The sequence below is a fragment of the Deinococcus sp. Leaf326 genome, from assembly GCF_001424185.1.
Classification (GTDB): Bacteria; Deinococcota; Deinococci; order Deinococcales; family Deinococcaceae; genus Deinococcus.
In genome coordinates, this window is sequence record NZ_LMOM01000065.1 from 100,788 (window position 1) to 115,934 (window position 15,147).

Consider the following 15,147-nt stretch of genomic DNA (forward strand, 5'->3'; position numbering starts at 1 on the left):
AACGCGGCGCTATCTTCGGCGCTGTGTCCTCCACCAGTACCAGACCCAGTGCGCCGCCCGCCGCCTTCCGTCTGGTGCTGGGCGGCCTGCTCGGCGTGCTGACCGGGCTCATCCTGCCGGGCCACTGGCCCTGGGAGGCCCACGCCCTGCTGGGCTGGGCGACGTTCTGCGCCGTGAATCTGCTGCGGCTCGCGCCCCTGCTGCGCTGCTCGCCCGGTGAAACGCGCGCGCGCGCCACCCGCGAGGACAACACCCGCGTCGCCTCGGCCTTCCTGACCCTGGGGGCGGCGGTCGTCAGCCTCGTGGGGGTGGTGTTCGCGCTGCACGAGGCCGGGCAGCAAAAAGGCCTGACGCCGGGACTCCTCACCGGGCTGGCCATCCTGACGGTGGTGCTCTCGTGGCTGCTCGTGCACAGCGAGTACGTCCTTCACTACGCGCGGCGCTTCTACAGCGACGGCGGCGCGGGCGTGCAGTTCGTGCAGCGCGGGGCGGACGGGCCGCTGGACGACCCCACCTTCATGGATTTCGCGTACCTCTCGTTCACCATCGGCATGACCTTCCAGGTCAGCGACACCAACCTCGACACCCGCGAGATGCGCCGGTTGCTGCTGGGCCACGCGATGATCTCGTACCTGTTCAGCACGGTCATCATCGCCGTGACCATCAACGCGGTCGCCAGTCTGGTGGGGTAGGCCCCCCTCCCAAAGGAGGACGCCGCACGGGCGCGCGCCCCACAGTAGGCCATGCCCCGCCCCGCTCACCCGCCGCTCCAGGCCCAGTCCCTGCCGCGCCCCCCTACCCGCACCGCGTCCGTGCTGGGCCTGCTGCTGTTGGTGCTCGCGCCACTCCTGACCGTCGGCTGGATCGGCGAGGAGGTTCTGGAGCAGGAACGTTTCGTATTCGAGTCGCCTCTGATGTTCTGGATTCACGCGCACACGACTCCGGGACTGCTGCACCTGAGCACGGTCCTGCACGTCCTGGGCGGCCCGGAGGTCATGGGAACGGTCTTTGTGCTCGTGACGGCGGCGCTGTGGTTCCGGGAGCGGGCGCAGGCCCTGTTCGCGCTCTGCGCCCTGGGCGGCTCCGTGGTGCTGAACGCCCTGATGAAGCTCGTCTTCCACCGCCCCCGGCCCGAGCTGTGGCCGCGCGCGGTCGTGGAAAACGGCGCGTCCTTTCCCAGCGGGCACAGCATGTTCGCGGCGGCGCTGTGGAGCGTGGTCACGCTCCTGCTGTGGCGCACCCCCTGGCGCTGGCCCGTGCTGGGGCTGGGTGTGGCCTACTGCCTGCTCATGGGCGGCTCTCGGCTGGTGCTCGGGGTCCATTGCCCCACCGACGTGCTGGCGGGTCTCCTGACCGGGCTGGCCTGGGTCTACGGCGTCTGGGCGCTCCTGGGCTGCCCCGGGTCCCTGCGCTCTCAGGCGGCTGTGATCCGGCATCCCCGGGCGCGCGCTATGCTGGACCACGAATGACGGGGCCGGACACCACCACGCTGACGCCGCCTATGCGGACCATCGACGGCAAATATGAGGTCGTGCGTGAGCTCTCGCGCAGCGGCAACGTCACCCTGTACGAGGTGAACGCGGCCGCCGGGGCGCTGCGGCGCGTGGCGTGGTTCACCGTGGGATCGCAGGCCGATCGCCAGGGCTTCCATACCTACCGCACGGCGCTGCGGGCCATCTCGCCCGCCGGGCTGACCGACGTGGTCGCCCGGCCCGGTGCCTATTACGCCGTGTGGCAACCGGTCACGGGCACGCCGCTGACCGACGTGGTCACGCAACCCCAGAAGCAGGAGGAGACCGTCGAGGCCGTACAGGCGCTGGCGGCCGCCCTGGCGAACCACGGGTTCGCGCTGGCCGATGCCGACGTGGTGCTCGACGGTCAGGCGCCGCGCGTGGCCTACCTGCGTCCCGCGCCCCAGGGCCGCAGCCCCGAGGACATCGCCGCCCTGAACGCCCCGACCCTGGCCGCCCTGGCCGGGGGCCGGGTCAGGCGCAAGAAACGCGAACGTGCGCCGGGCGCGTGGCTGAGCTTCGTGCCGGGGCTGCTGTTCCTGGGCGGAGCAGGCTGGCTGGGGGCGCAGGCAGCGCAGATCTACCTCAACCCACCGGTCAAGGCCGTGGCCGCCGTCACGGGCAAGGACGCGCGCACGGCCGCCCAGACCCTGACCCAGTCTGGCTTCCGGGTCGAGTACGCCTACGGCGACAACGCCAATGCGGCGGTCGGTGCCGTACTACGCCAGGAACCGGCAGGCGGCACCACGCTGCCCATCGGGCGCCAGATCGTCCTGACCGTCAACAAGCCCCCCCTCATGAGCGTGCCGCGCGTCGAGGACCAGACGGTAGACCAGGCCCGCAGCCTGCTGCGCGACGGAGGCCTGCGGCTGGGCAAGGTCGTGCGGGTGGACGGCACACTGAGCGCCACCCCCGAGGGCCGCATCGTGGCGCAGGTGCCGGCCCAGGGGTCGAGCACCGAGCGTGGCCAGCCGGTGCAGGTCATGGTGAGCACCGGCGTGCAGGGCAAGGAAACCTGGATCGCCGACCTGAGCGGCATGACCTTCGAGCAGGCGCGCGACCACACCCGCGCCGCCGGCCTGGTCATCAATAGCGTTTCGCGCGAACCGAGCGACGGTCCGCAGAACCTCGTGCTGCGTCAGGACCCGTCGCCCTTCGTGCGGGTCACGGTGGGTAGCCCGGTGCGGCTCGTCATCTCCTCGGCGCGCTACACGCCGCCCAACACGCCGGCCGGCAGTCTGCCGCTGCCCCCGGCCTACGTGCCGCCGCTGCCCAGCGTGCCCGACGAGGGCCAGGGGACGGACACGGACAGCGGCGCGGCGACCCCGGATACGGCGACCCCGAGCACGTCCACGCCCGACACCTCCAGCACCACCCCCCAGGAGATTCCGCCGCTGCCCCAGACCGGTCTGGGAGACAACTCGGCCCAGAGCCAGACGCCCGACCCGCTCGCGGCGCGGCAGGTCGACTTCCAGTACGACTTTCCCGCCGATCTGCCGGAAGGCAGCTACAGCGTGGTCGTGCAGGACGCCGACGGCGAGCGGCAGGTGCTGCCGGCTACCGAGGCCGCGCGCCTCGCTGGGCAGCGCGCACAGACGCCGGTCGAGGTGCGCGGCAACGCTGTATTCATCGTTCGTCAGGGCACGGCCGAGTATGCCCGCGTCGCGGCGCAGTAAGGCCGGCTGGAGACGGACACCGTGATCTACCTCGACTACGCCGCGACCCACCCCATGACCCCGGCAGCGCTCGACGCCTACGTGCGCGCTGCGGCCCTGCCAGGCAACCCCGCGAGCGTCCACGCGGCTGGGCAGGCGGCCCGCGAACGCCTGGAAGACGGCCGCGCGCAGATGGCGGCCGCGCTACGGGTGGACCCGCGCACCCTGACCGTGAACAGCGGCGGCACCGAGGGCGACAACCACGTCGTGCTGGGCTGCGCCCTGGCCTGGGAGGAGGCGCGCGGCCGCCCCGGTCACCTCGTCACCACGCCTACCGAGCACTCGGCGGTGCTGGCCCCGGTCCGCACCCTGGCAGCGCGCGGCTGGGACGTGACCTTCCTGACGCCAGACGCGCACGGCCGCTACGCCCCCGCCGAGCTGGAAGGGGCGCTGCGGCCGGATACAGCCCTTGTGAGCATCCACCATGCCAACAACGAGACCGGAACCGTGCAGGACACGGCCGCGCTGGCCGCCGTCGCCGCCGCGAGGGGGGTGCCCTACCACACCGACGCGGTGCAGGCGCCGGGCGTGCTGCCGCTGGATCTCACGGGCTGGGGCGTGACCTACGCGACCTTCAGCGCGCACAAGTGGGGTGGGCCGCGTGGTGTGGGCCTGCTGTACGTGCGCCGGGGAGCCGAGCTGCCGCCTGTGACCTTCGGCGGCGGCCAGGAGGGCGGCCTGCGCCCCGGCACCGGCAACACGGCCGGCGTGTACTCGGCGGGCGTGGCCCTGACCGAAGCCGAAGCCGCGCGCGAGGAGACCTTTGCTCACCTGAGCCTTCTGCGGGAGCGCTTCATGGCGGCCGTGGCGGACCTGCCGGGCTTACGGGTCAACCACATGCCGGAAGGCAGTCCCAAGGTCGTCAGCCTCACCCTGCCCGGCGCCGACGGCGAGGCCCTGCTCATGAACCTCGACCTGCTGGGTGTGTCGGCCAGTGCGGGCAGCGCCTGTGCGGCCGGCACCATGCAGCCCAGCCACGTCCTGACTGCCCTGGGCCTGAGCGAAGCCGACGCGAGGGCCTCCCTGCGTCTGAGTTTCGGCGCCGCCACCATCCCTGACGAGGTGGACCACGCGGCGGCGGCGCTGCGTCAGGCCGCCGAATGGAGCCGGATGTAGGTGAAAACGCCTCGGACGGCTCTCCTCTTCCAGACGCAGAGATGCCTGGGCCCGGCTGGCGACAAACAGAGCTGAGCCCTTCTGCTGTCAGACCGGGGAACGGCGCAGAGGCTGGTCTCTGTCCCGGGCGACATCAAGAGAGGCAGGCCAAAAAAATGCCGCCCGGAGGCGACATCTCTGCATCTCAGTCCTGCGCCGTTCCCCCCGGCCCACTGCGGCGGCCCCGGCGCCGGCGCCGGCGGTTGCCGTCGGCGGCCTGCTCACTACCGGCGGCACTGGCCGTGGCCTGGGCGGGCGCGCTGCTAGGAGCACTGGGCTCGCGGCTGGGCCGGGCCGCCCCGTTCGGACTGCTCACCGCGCCGCGGTCGTTGCCGCCGCGGGTGTAGTTCCGGCGGGCACGCTCGCCACCGGGCCGCTCGTCACGGTTGTACCCGCGTTCACGGCCAGCCCGCGGACCGCCCTGACCTTCTTCGGGGGGCATGTTCTCCAGCGTCCAGTCGCCGAAGTACATGCGCTGCACGGTGATGTTCACCGGGCGCAGGTGCTCGTTGCGGGGACGCTCCAGCGTAATTACGCGCCGTGAGCCCCGCCCGGCCGAGGCGCCGTTGACCGGCATACCGCCGAAGGTGCGCCCGCCTTCCCGGCCGCCGCTCTCGCCGCGACCGCCCGAGCGGCCCGCACCTCGGCCGCCCTGCGGCGCGCGCACGAAGCCCTGACGGGCGGCGGCCTGGGGGCTGCTCTGGATGGCGGGGCCGTCGTCGAGCGTGAACTTGCGCGGCGATGTCGCGGGCAGGCTCTGGAGTTTCTCGCGCTTCTCCTGCTCGCGGTCTTCGCGGCGGCGGGCGCGGGGTTTGACGTTCGTGTCCATATCGTTCTCCTCGGAATAGGTTCCGGGGGTGTAGTCCGGATCGGTCGGATCGGCCAGCGTGAAATCGGTCTGACGCGCCAGCGGCTTGACGCTGCTGATGGTGACCTCGACGCTGTCGCCCAGGCGGAAGCTGCGCCCGCGCGAGCGGCCCTTGAGGATCTGCGCGTCTTCCAGGTAGATGTAGTAGTCGTCGCTGAGGTGGCTGATGTGCAGCTTGCCCTCGACGCCGTTGTCGAGCGCCACGAACAGCCCCGAGGCGACCACGCCCGACACCGTACCCGCGAAGGACTCGCCCAGGTGTGCCTGCGCCCACTTGGCCTGATAGTACTTCGTGAGGTCGCGTTCGGCCTCGGACGCCGAGCGCTCGCGCGCCGAGGTGTGCTCGCCCATACCCGGCAGGCGGCCCTGAAGCTGCGCCACCGCGCGGTTGCCCGCCTTCAGCTCGCCCGAGAGCACCCCACGCATCGTGCGGTGCACCACGAGGTCGGGATAGCGGCGGATCGGCGAGGTGAAGTGCAGGTACTCGCCGAAGGCCAGCCCGAAGTGGCCCAGATTCTCGCCCGCGTACTTGGCCTGCTGCATGGAACGCAGCAGCAGCGTGTTGACCACGCTCTCGCGGGGCGTGCCGCGCACTCCCTTGAGCACCGCCTGGTACGACTGCGGGGTCGGCTCGCCGCCAGGGAAGGCCAACCCCATGCGCCCGATGGCCGCCGAGACGTCCTGGAAGCGCTGGAGGGTCGGTTCCTCGTGGATGCGGAACAGGGTCGGGATCTCGCGCTGCAACAGCTCGTGCGCCACGACCTTGTTGGCGAGCAGCATCAGGTCCTCGATCATGCCGCGCGCCGTTTCCTCGCGGATGGGGATGAGTTCCATCTTGCCGCCCTTGCCAACGTCCACCTTGACCTCACGCATCTTGAAGTCCAGCGAGCCTTCGCGCAGACGCTTCTGGCGCAGCTTGCTCGTGATCTTCAGAAGGAGATGCAGGTCGCCCTCAAGGTGCCGGGCGTGGTCGGGCAGGGTCGCCGTCGCCTCGCTGTAGGCCTGCACCTCGTCGTAGGTGAGGCGCGCCTTGGAGTTGATGACGCTGGGCGTGAGCTGCACCTTCAGGATCTCGCCCTCGGCCGACAGCTCGATCATGGCGGTCATGGTCAGGCGGTCCTGGTAGGGCACGAGACTGCACACGCCGTTGCTGAGGTGCTCGGGGAGCATCGGCAACACGCGGCCCGGCAGGTACACGCTGGTGGCGCGGGCGTAGGCTTCCTTGTCCAGCGGTGTGCCCTCAGCGACGTAGTGGCTCACGTCGGCGATGTGCACGCCCACCACGAAGGTGCCCTCAGGCGTGGGCTGGATGTGGATGGCGTCGTCGAAATCCTTGGCGTCGCGGCCGTCCACCGTGAAGATGTTGAACTCACGTAGGTCGAGCCGCCCGTTCAGGGCTTCTCCAGGGATCTCGGTCGGGATGGCGTTGGCTTGGTCGAGCACGTCCTGCGGGAACTCGCCGCGCAGGTCGTACTTGACGATCACCGCTTCGGTCTCGGTCTCGGGATCGTCCTCGGCGCCCAGCACGCGCGCCACCTGACCGAAGACCTCGTCCTCGCCGGTCGCCTCGGGCCAGTACAGCTCGGTGACGACGCGCGCGCCGGCCTCCAGCTCCTCCAGCCCGTCGGGCAGCAGCAGGATCCGGTGCCGGGCCCGGTGGTCGTCGGGCTTGAGAATGGGGTGGCCGTGGTGGAATTCCAGCGTGCCCACGAGCTGCGAGTACGCGCGCTGCACGATACGGACCACACTGGCGCGCGGGTTCCCGTCGCCGCGCTGGCCCCGGCGCGGGCTGCCCCGGCCCCGGTCCTCGCGGCTGTCGCCCCGGCCTTCCATGCGGACTAGAACGGTGTCGCCGTTCCAGGCTTCCAGGGTCGAGCCTTCGGGGACATAGTAGTCCTCGCCGCCCGAATCGGGAATCACGAAGCCGAAGCCCGCCGCCGACGCCTGGAAGCGCCCGCGCACGAGACTCATGGCCTCGGGCAGCCCGTAGGTGCGCCGGCGGGTGCGGACGACCGTGCCGTCCTCGACCAGCGTTTCGAGCAGACTTTCGAGGTCGCGCCAGTTCCCCAGGCGTTCGAGCATCTGCCGCGTGAAGGTCCGCTCCAGGTCGCGGACATGCACCGGCCGCCCCAGCTTGCGCAGCTGCGCCACCACGAGGGCCTGTTCGGGCTGCCCGGTACTGCCGGCCGCGTCGCCCGCGTCCAGACTTTCGTCCTCGGCGTTCTCGTCGGGGGCCTCGACCAATTTTTCGGGCGTGGCCTCCTCGGCTTCGGCCAGCTCTGCTTCCGGCACGGCCACCGGGGCAGGAGCCATGGCAGCGGCCTCCGCCTCGGCGCGGGCCTTGCGGCCCCGGCGGCGGGTCAGCGGCGCGGGTTCAGGCTCCGGCTCCAACTCGGCGGCGACCTGCGGAGTATCGACCACGGGCTCGTCGTCGGGCGTCGCCACCACGACTGCGGCTGGCGCAGCTTCTTCGCCAGTGTCAGATGACCCTTCGGACACGGCCTCGACAGCTTCGACACCGGCCAGCACGTCACTCAGGGGTGCAGCGGGCTCTTCGGTCTTCTTCCGGCGCCCACGCCGGGGCACCGGCTGAACGATGGGGTCGGGCCCGGCGGCGCTGAGGTCGGCCCCGGTAGTTCCGGCACTCCCTTCGGCGACTGCCTGGCCTTCCGCCGTGTCCGCCGGTTCAAGGCCGACTTCGGGTGCGGGCGCGGCGGCCTGGGCGGGTCTACGGCCCCGGCGGCGGGCCGGCGGCGCGTCCTCGGCAGGTACAGGGGCGGCCACCTCGGCCGGAGCAGCCTCTGCTTCGGCCTTGGGCTTGCGGCCACGGCGCGCGGGCCTGGCCACCTGTTCGTTCGGCATGGCCGGGTCTGCAGCCGCGAGGTCGGGTTCGATTTCGGCCGGGGCCAGCTCCGAGACCTGGGGCTCGGGGGCCGGGGCCACGTCCTGCACAGACTCAGCGGCCAAAATTTCGGCCTCCAGAGGCTCTGCCTGCGTCGTCTCGGTCAGGGGAAATTCGGAGACCGCCTCTTCCAGCACTGGGGCCTCGGCCGCCACGGCTTCGGAAGTCGCGGCGGCGCGGCGACCCCGGCGCGGTTTAGGCGCGGCGGGTTCAGTCGCTTCCGGCTGGGAGACCGCCTTGGAGGCGCGGCCCCGGCTGGCCTTGGGAGCCGCGAGTGCTCCGGGCGCGGCCAGTTCGGCTTTGGGCTTGCGGCCCCGGCGGGGGGTGGGGGACGCCGCGTCGCTGGCGGCGGCCGACGGTTCGGCGACGGCCGGCTCAGGGGTGACCTGTCCGGCGTCTTGCAGCGACTTCTTGCGCTTGCTCACTTTGGTTTCGATGTTGTTCTCCGTGGCAGCGGCTGACCCGGAGGCCGGGGCCGCGCTCTTGTCGCGTTTGGCGGTCGGCTTGGAGTCGGCGCTGACAGAAAGGTCGTCCTGCGCCGCTTCCGCTTTCTTCACTCTTGGCATCAACGCACCTGGATGTTCAGGACGCGCCCGTGGGGAACCGCTCCGCCCGCAGGGCGCGCCGTATCCCATGCGAAGTGGGAGCGCGGCGCGCCGGCCGCCCACAGGAACTGGGGTATTCGCTTCGCTCGGGCGGTCCCGCACCCGCCCAGTCGGGCTCGGCGGCGTCGGAACCTGTCCTGTTCCCGGCAGCACGGCCACTCTACCATGTCCCTCCTGACGCCGCCTTTACGCCGCCACAGTTGGTCCTTCACCTCAAAACTTGACTAAATAGGTTGGATTACTCAGGATGAGAATATGCGACTTCGTCATACGGTTCTCTCCGGGCTCTGCGGCCTTCTGCTGTCCTCTCTCGCCGGGGCCACCACCGTGACGGTCACCCATGACGACGGCACCGCACACGTACCCCTGAATCCGGCGCGGGTCGTTGTGCTTGACGAGGAACTGCTCGGCTGGCTGTACGCCCTGAACCTGGGAGATCAGGTTGTGGGCATCGGCAGCGGCTCGCGCCTGCAACCGGCCGATCTCACGGCGGCGGGTACCGTCAGGCCTGAAGTGCTGAAGAAGGGATTTTTCGCGCGTGGCACCCTGAATCCGGCCGCCAGATTCGTGGGATCATGGACCACACCCAGCCTGGAAACCATCCTGGCGCTGAAGCCCGACGTGATTCTGCGCTCGACCTGGGACGGCAACCAGACCTACGCCAACCTCAACCGGATCGCGCCCACCATCAGCTTCAAGTCGGCCACGCCGGGGTACTGGCAGTCGGGCTTCCGGCAGGTCGCGCGGCTGTTCGGTCGCCAGGAGCAGGCTGAGAAAGTCATCCGGGGGGTCGCCGACACCAACCGCGCCAACGCCCGCAGACTGCTGTCAGCGGGCGTGTTCAGCAGGTATCCCAAGGTGGTCGCCATCTCGCCGTTCTCGGGCGGCACCAACTACATCGCAACGAAGGTGCGCCTGATCGACGACCTGCGGGCCCTGGGATTCAAAGACGGCTACGTGCCCAAGACCCCGGGTGTGCTGGGCATCAGCGAGATCATCTCGGACGAGGCGCTGCTCAATCTCGACAAGAAGACGCTGGTGGTGCTGTACGCCCCCAGCGGTCAGTACGACGGCCTCGCCAACTTCATGAAGACCGTGCCCGGCCAGCGCCTCAAAGGTCAGATCGTCGCCTACGAGCGCGAGGAGTACAGCCCGTGGGCCGGACCCCTCGTGTCGGTCAAGACCAGCAGCGACCTGACGCGGGCCATTCTGAACTTTGTCAAAAAGTGACTCAGGGCGCCTCGACCCAGCCACTCAGGGGGGCGTGGTCGCTCAGGCGCGCCCCGCGGTCGGCACGCACCCCGGACACCCTGGCCCCGGCGGCGAGCAGGTAGTCGATCCGCCAGCCGACGTCGTTGGCGTAGGCGTTGGCACGGTTGCTCCACCAGGTGTAGGCGGCTTCCTCGCCCAGGGCGGCGCGGTGCGTGTCGGTCAGCCCTGAGGCGAGGTGCGCGGTCATCCAGTCGCGCTCCTGGGGCAGAAAGCCGCTGTTCTTCCGGTTGCTGCGCCAGTTCTTGAGGTCGATCTCGCGGTGGGCCACGTTGTAGTCGCCGCCGATGACCAGCGGGCCCTCGGCCATCAGGCCCGCGACCCAGGCGTGGTAGTCGCCCAGCACGCGCTCCTTGAACGCCTGCCGCTCGGGGCCGCTGCTGCCGCTGGGCAGGTACACACTGGCAAACCGGATTCCCGCCACGACCGCGCTGACTGTGCGGCCCTCGGCGTCGAGGGCCGCATGGGCCGCTCCCAGCCGGATATCGCTCAGCGGGTGGCGGGCCAGCACGGCCACGCCGCTGTAGCCGGCCTTCTGGGCAGGGAACCACGCGCCCGCGTAACCCGGCAGCGCTTCCGGCATGGGGTCGGCGCGCACCTCCTGAAGCAGCAGCACATCGGGCTTCTCGCGCTCCAGCCACTCGGGCAGCCCCTTGCGCAGGGCACTGCGCAGGCCGTTGAGATTGAGTGTCGTGACCTTGAGCATCGCCGGGGCGGAGCATAGCGCGGCAAGCTCAAGACCTGCTAAGTCAACCTGTAGTCGGGTGCCCCCCCGGCTGGAGTACGCTGAACTTACTATGGTGGAGATCAAGTTTTTCAACGAGTCCGACGGCCAGGAATTCAAGATGACCCACCCCAAGGCGCCGCGCGTGCTGGACGATATCCGTGTGTGGGCCGAACACAATGGGTTCGAACACGTCTCCTTCTGGCGTGATCCGGCGGACGAACACAAGTACTGGGTGCAGCTCGGCGAGGACCGGCTGAACTACTGGATTCACGACAGCACCTTCACCGAGGGGAAGCACGAGACGGTCGAGATGCAGATGGACTACGCGCGCGGGGCCCAGCGCCGCAGCGCTGCCGGCTACGGCAAGTTCGACCGCTGACCTTCCTGCGTATGCGTCGGGGACGACCACGCGGTGTGGCCCCCGCCTGCGGGAGGTCGCGGGACATGACGGTTTGCCCATCTGCCCAACTTGACCTTTCCGGTCAACTGCTACACTCCGGCCTGTGACCTGGCTCGTGCCCATCGGTATCCATGCGGAGGCCCAGAGCGCCTTCGACCACTTTCTGGCCGACCTGGAACGCTGTCTGGCCGACCCACGAACGGACCGCGCCGAACTCTGCCGTGACGTCCTGGCCGAGGTGATGTACGGCCGCCCCTACGCGCAGCTCCTGTCGGACGCGCCGATGGCGGCCCTGAATCTCGACCCGCGCAACGTGACCTTCGAAGCCGAGTACTACATGGCGACCGATCAGGAGAAGTTCGCCCGCGTCAAGCCGCTGCTGTGGCTGTGGAAGAACCTCGACCTGACGCCCTTCGGCCAGAACCCCGTGACGGGAATTCCGCTGCGGCGACTGCTGGCCGGCCACATCTTCAAGAAGGTCGGCCGGAACTTCAAATGCTGGCAGAACGTCGAGTTCTCGGTGGGCTACAACATGGAGGTAGGAGACGACGTGGTCGTCCACCGCCACGTGCTGCTCGACGACATCGGCGGAATCGAACTGCACGACGACGCCTCGGTGAGCGACTACGTCAACATCTACAGCCACACGCACTCGGTGCTCGACGGCCCCGACGTGACGCTGCGGCGTACCGTGATCGGCCGGGGCGCGCGCATCACCTACCACTCGACCGTCCTGGCCGGCAGCGTCGTCAGCGACGACGGCATGCTCGCCACCCACGCCCTGCTGCGCAGCGACATCCCGCCGCACGGCATCGCGATGGGGGTGCCCGCGCGGGTGACGCGCTTCAAACTGCGCCCCGAGGGGCAGGAGTACGAGGTTGACGCCGCTCGCCACCCACGCGTGCCCGACCGCAAGGCCAACCCGCAGTTCCCGGACCCCACGCCGGGCCAGACCCGCGCCCCTGGGGCCGAGCCTACAGGCACGCCGGCCGCTGTTGGCGCCCCCTCCACCGGTACGGCGGGCGAAGGCTGAGCGACCCGCTGCCCAGCCCCCTGTCCCAGACCGCCGGGGCGACCCGCACGGCGATGTGGGACCGGCTGGCCGCCGCGCGGCTGTGTGCCTTTCCTCTGCCGCCGCACGGGCATTGCCCCAATTTCGTGGGCACGCGGGACGCGGCGCGCCACCTGCTGGCCCACCCCGAGGTCGCGCCGCTGCGCACGTTGATCGTCGGCCCCGAGCGGGCGCTCCTGCCGCTGCGCCGCCTCGCGCTGGCCTCGGGCGTCACCCTGTACGTGCCGCAGGGGCACCGTGAGGGCTGGTACTGGCGTCTGGACGACCCGGCCGGCGCGCAGCTCGGGCGCATGGCGGCCGTGGGGAAGGCGGCCCGGCACCCCGAAGGCGCCCAGGCGGCGGTCCTGGCCTGCGTCGCCGCCGACCTCGCAGGCAGGAGGCTGGGCAAGGGCTTCGGGTGGGGGGCGCGCGGTCTGGGCCTGAAACTGGATCAGGGACTGGACCTGCCCGAGTACACGCTGGCGCATCCAGTCATGCTGCTATCCGCGCTGCCCTGCCCGCCCGACTCGCGGGTGGCCCTGATCGCCACGCCGGGCGGCGTGCGGGGGCCAGGATCGGGGCCGGGCCTTTAGCCGGAGCTAAGCGGAGTGCGGCCCTGCGGCGCGCCGACCGCTCTACACTGCGGCATGTCGCAGAAGAACAAGGCTCTGTTGCCCGCCGTGGTCACCGTCGCGACCATGGGGGTGGCGGCCGGCGCGGCGCTGCTGGCCCGCCGCCGTAAGGGCGAACTCAAGGAATTTGTCGTCGCCAACGTGCTGGAGCGGCCTGCCGGACGCAGCAGCTTCACCGACCTCGCCCAGGGACTGGAGCGCGGCGGCGTGTCGCTCGCCGAGCGGGCCCAGAAGGCCAGCGACACGCCCGAAAACCGCGAGGTGCTCGCGCACATCATCGGGATCGAACGCTGGGGCCAGAACCGCGTGCGCGTGGCGCTGGGCCAGCGGACCTTCGTGCGGGACGAGTCGCGCGGCTACCGCCCGCCCGAGGCGACCACGCTCGCGCAGCTCCGGACCCTGCTGGGCCAGACGCGCGCGGCCACGGTGGATCTCGCCCGGCAGTTGCACCATTCGCCCCCCGACGACGACTTCGTGGTCGAGCACAACGGTCTGGGGCCGCTGACCGCCAAGGGCTGGCTGCGCTACCTGACCCAGCACGCCGACCTGGAAAGCCGCAAGCTGCGCGCCGGTCCCGACCACGCGCCGATCACCGAGGAGGAGCCGGCCGCGAGCGCAGGCTAGGAGCGCGGTGGAGGAGGCGTGGACAGAGGCCGTCCCTGATTGGCCGGCCTCCCCTGCTTTCCTCTGCGCCTACTGCACGCCCTGAATCACCGAGAGCTGCTGCCTGAGGTCGTTCATCACGTCCTGCACGCTCTTCACCCCGACCTCCAACAGGCGGGTATAGTCGGCCGCCGAGATGGGGCCCGCCTCGGCGCCGCCCTGCACCTCGACGATGAGCCCAGTATCGGTGGCGACTACGTTCAGGTCCGCGAGGGCCACCTTGTCCTCGGCATAGTCGAGGTCCACACGCAGTTCGTCGCCGACCAGGCCCACGCTGATGGCCCCGACGTTGTGCCGGATGGGCCAGTCGCTGAGCTTGCCGCTGTGAATCATGCGGTCGCAGAAGTCGTGCAGCGCAGCGTGACCGGTCAGGATGCTCGCCACACGGGTGCCGCCGTCGGCGACGAGCACGTCGCAGTCGATGTAGAGGGTCTGGTTGCGAAAGGGCCGCAGGTCCATGCTCGACCGCAGCGCGCGCCCCAGCAGGCGCTGGATCTCGTGGCGCCGGCCGTTTTGCAGGGAGCGCTCGCGGGCCTGGCGGTTGTCGGTGGCGCGCGGCAGCATGGCGTACTCGGCGGTCAGCCAGCCTTCCTTCATGCCGCGCATGTGCGGCGCGGGTTTGTCTTCCAGCGTGACGGTCGCCATGATCTCGGTGCGCCCGATATGCAGGTGCGCGCTGCCGGGCGCGTGGGGGTTCACGCCCCGGACGACGGTCAGGGGGCGGGGAGTCAGGAGGTCACGGCCTTCGCGGACGGGCAACACTTGTTTGGATGGATTCATGTCTGGATCGGCTCGATGATGGGCGGCGCGGGAGGAGCGGCGACCGCGCCGGAAAAGGAGGTGTGGGACGAAGGCGGCTGGGTACCCGTCCCGGTGGACGCCAGCAGCGCGGCCATCACCGGCGCCGCGCGCTCTGGGTCGCCGGTCACGAAATAGCGGGCCGCGCCAGGCTTCTCTCTCGCGGCGAGCAGCTGCGCTCCGGCCAGGACGCGCCGGGTGTGCCGGGCGATCGCCGCGCCGCTGTCGAGCAGCGCGAACGTCTCGCCAAACTCGGCGCGGATGGCCGGGACCAGGAAGGGATAGTGCGTACAGCCCAGCACGAGCTGGTCGGCCCCGGCATCGGCCAGTGGGGTCAGGACGTCCCGCAGCACCGCACGGGTACGCGCGCCCCCAGCCTCGCCCGCCTCGACGAGCGGGACGAGTTCGGTGCTCACGGCCTGCATGACCCGCACGCCCGCCGGATCGGCCCACTCGCGGATCACGCCCGAGAGCAGCGTGCCGCGCAGGGTGCCGGGGGTCGCCAGCACCCCCACTACGCCGCTGCGGGTGGCCTGCACAGCGGGTTTGACGGCGGGCACCAGCCCGAGAATGGGCAGGTCTGGGTACGCTGCGCGCACATGCGAGAGCCCGAAGGCCGAGGCCGTGTTGCAGGCCACCACGACCGCCTTGGCCCCGCGCGCCCGCAGGGCCGTGACCGCCCGCAGGGTGAGGTCACGCAGGTCGTCGTCGCTGCGCTCGCCGTAGGGCAGGTGCGCGGTGTCGGCGAGGTACAGCACGTCCTCAAAGGGTAGCTCGCGCCGCACGTCCGCGAGCACGCTCAGGCCGCCCACGCCGCTGTCGAAGACGCCCAGAGGCGAGTCGGCGCTCAT

The 15,147-nt window shown here is 70.6% G+C and carries 13 protein-coding genes; 9 read left to right on the forward strand and 4 right to left on the reverse strand.

Annotated elements, in window-relative coordinates:
• The first annotated feature begins 23 nt into the window (after nucleotides 1-23).
• Genes ASF71_RS17405 through ASF71_RS17420 form a run of 4 tightly spaced genes read left to right on the forward strand, consistent with a single transcriptional unit; the run spans nucleotide 24 to nucleotide 4,342 of the window.
• The gene (locus tag ASF71_RS17405) at nucleotides 24-692 is read left to right on the forward strand and encodes a DUF1345 domain-containing protein (protein WP_056302458.1); all 669 of its coding nucleotides are present in this window, start codon (nucleotides 24-26) and stop codon (nucleotides 690-692) included.
• 51 nt (nucleotides 693-743) lie between these two features.
• A complete protein-coding gene (locus tag ASF71_RS17410) occupies nucleotides 744-1,469 on the forward strand; it encodes a phosphatase PAP2 family protein (protein ID WP_056302459.1) in 726 nt (241 codons plus the stop codon).
• Nucleotides 1,466-3,187: a PASTA domain-containing protein gene (locus tag ASF71_RS17415; RefSeq protein ID WP_235514580.1), complete on the forward strand. Its 1,722-nt coding sequence runs from the start codon at nucleotides 1,466-1,468 to the stop codon at nucleotides 3,185-3,187. The genes ASF71_RS17410 and ASF71_RS17415 overlap by 4 nt, the downstream gene beginning before the upstream one ends.
• A 21-nt stretch (nucleotides 3,188-3,208) precedes the next feature.
• On the forward strand, nucleotides 3,209-4,342 hold the full coding sequence (locus tag ASF71_RS17420) for a cysteine desulfurase family protein (protein WP_056302460.1): 1,134 nt from the start codon (nucleotides 3,209-3,211) through the stop codon (nucleotides 4,340-4,342).
• 184 nt (nucleotides 4,343-4,526) lie between these two features.
• Here ASF71_RS17420 and rnr read toward each other — a convergent pair whose 3' ends face one another.
• On the reverse strand, nucleotides 4,527-8,708 hold the full coding sequence (gene rnr / locus ASF71_RS17425) for a ribonuclease R (RefSeq protein ID WP_369815017.1): 4,182 nt from the start codon (nucleotides 8,706-8,708) through the stop codon (nucleotides 4,527-4,529).
• Between the two features lie 303 nt (nucleotides 8,709-9,011).
• On the opposite strand from rnr, the gene ASF71_RS17430 reads away from it, so the two are divergent.
• Nucleotides 9,012-9,986, forward strand: a complete 975-nt coding sequence (locus ASF71_RS17430) for an ABC transporter substrate-binding protein (RefSeq protein WP_056302462.1) — start codon at nucleotides 9,012-9,014, stop codon at nucleotides 9,984-9,986.
• 1 nt (nucleotide 9,987) lies between these two features.
• Here the strand turns inward: ASF71_RS17430 and ASF71_RS17435 are convergent, their stop codons facing one another.
• A complete protein-coding gene (locus ASF71_RS17435; protein WP_056302463.1) occupies nucleotides 9,988-10,731 on the reverse strand; it encodes an exodeoxyribonuclease III in 744 nt (247 codons plus the stop codon).
• Nucleotides 10,732-10,822: 91 nt separating this feature from the next.
• Between ASF71_RS17435 and ASF71_RS17440 the strand changes: the two genes are divergently transcribed.
• The 4 genes from ASF71_RS17440 (at nucleotide 10,823) to ASF71_RS17455 (ending at nucleotide 13,459) form a co-directional block, all read left to right on the forward strand.
• Nucleotides 10,823-11,131, forward strand: a complete 309-nt coding sequence (locus tag ASF71_RS17440) for a hypothetical protein (RefSeq protein ID WP_056302464.1) — start codon at nucleotides 10,823-10,825, stop codon at nucleotides 11,129-11,131.
• A gap of 124 nt (nucleotides 11,132-11,255) precedes the next feature.
• Nucleotides 11,256-12,185: an acyltransferase gene (locus ASF71_RS17445; RefSeq protein WP_056302465.1), complete on the forward strand. Its 930-nt coding sequence runs from the start codon at nucleotides 11,256-11,258 to the stop codon at nucleotides 12,183-12,185.
• Nucleotides 12,186-12,238: 53 nt separating this feature from the next.
• Entirely contained in the window at nucleotides 12,239-12,796 is a 558-nt protein-coding gene (locus tag ASF71_RS17450) for a 5-formyltetrahydrofolate cyclo-ligase (protein WP_056302466.1), read from the forward strand.
• A gap of 54 nt (nucleotides 12,797-12,850) precedes the next feature.
• Nucleotides 12,851-13,459, forward strand: a complete 609-nt coding sequence (locus ASF71_RS17455; RefSeq protein WP_056302467.1) for a DinB family protein — start codon at nucleotides 12,851-12,853, stop codon at nucleotides 13,457-13,459.
• 69 nt (nucleotides 13,460-13,528) lie between these two features.
• On the opposite strand, the gene rph is transcribed toward ASF71_RS17455, so the two are convergent.
• On the reverse strand, nucleotides 13,529-14,278 hold the full coding sequence (gene rph, locus ASF71_RS17460; protein WP_056302468.1) for a ribonuclease PH: 750 nt from the start codon (nucleotides 14,276-14,278) through the stop codon (nucleotides 13,529-13,531).
• Nucleotides 14,275-15,147 (reverse strand): glutamate racemase, encoded by an 873-nt coding sequence (gene murI / locus ASF71_RS17465; protein WP_056302469.1) that lies wholly within the window; start codon nucleotides 15,145-15,147, stop codon nucleotides 14,275-14,277. Before murI ends, rph begins: the two co-directional genes overlap by 4 nt.

Coding starts and splice junctions, on each gene's coding strand:
- rph (WP_056302468.1), bottom strand. CDS start 14,278: ATGAATCCATCCAAACAAGTGTTGCCCGTCCGCGAAGGCCGTGACCTC.
- ASF71_RS17430 (WP_056302462.1), top strand. CDS start 9,012: ATGCGACTTCGTCATACGGTTCTCTCCGGGCTCTGCGGCCTTCTGCTG.
- ASF71_RS17435 (WP_056302463.1), bottom strand. CDS start 10,731: ATGCTCAAGGTCACGACACTCAATCTCAACGGCCTGCGCAGTGCCCTG.
- murI (WP_056302469.1), bottom strand. CDS start 15,147: ATGAGCGCCGACTCGCCTCTGGGCGTCTTCGACAGCGGCGTGGGCGGC.
- ASF71_RS17415 (WP_235514580.1), top strand. CDS start 1,466: ATGACGGGGCCGGACACCACCACGCTGACGCCGCCTATGCGGACCATC.
- ASF71_RS17450 (WP_056302466.1), top strand. CDS start 12,239: ATGTGGGACCGGCTGGCCGCCGCGCGGCTGTGTGCCTTTCCTCTGCCG.
- ASF71_RS17440 (WP_056302464.1), top strand. CDS start 10,823: ATGGTGGAGATCAAGTTTTTCAACGAGTCCGACGGCCAGGAATTCAAG.
- ASF71_RS17455 (WP_056302467.1), top strand. CDS start 12,851: ATGTCGCAGAAGAACAAGGCTCTGTTGCCCGCCGTGGTCACCGTCGCG.
- ASF71_RS17410 (WP_056302459.1), top strand. CDS start 744: ATGCCCCGCCCCGCTCACCCGCCGCTCCAGGCCCAGTCCCTGCCGCGC.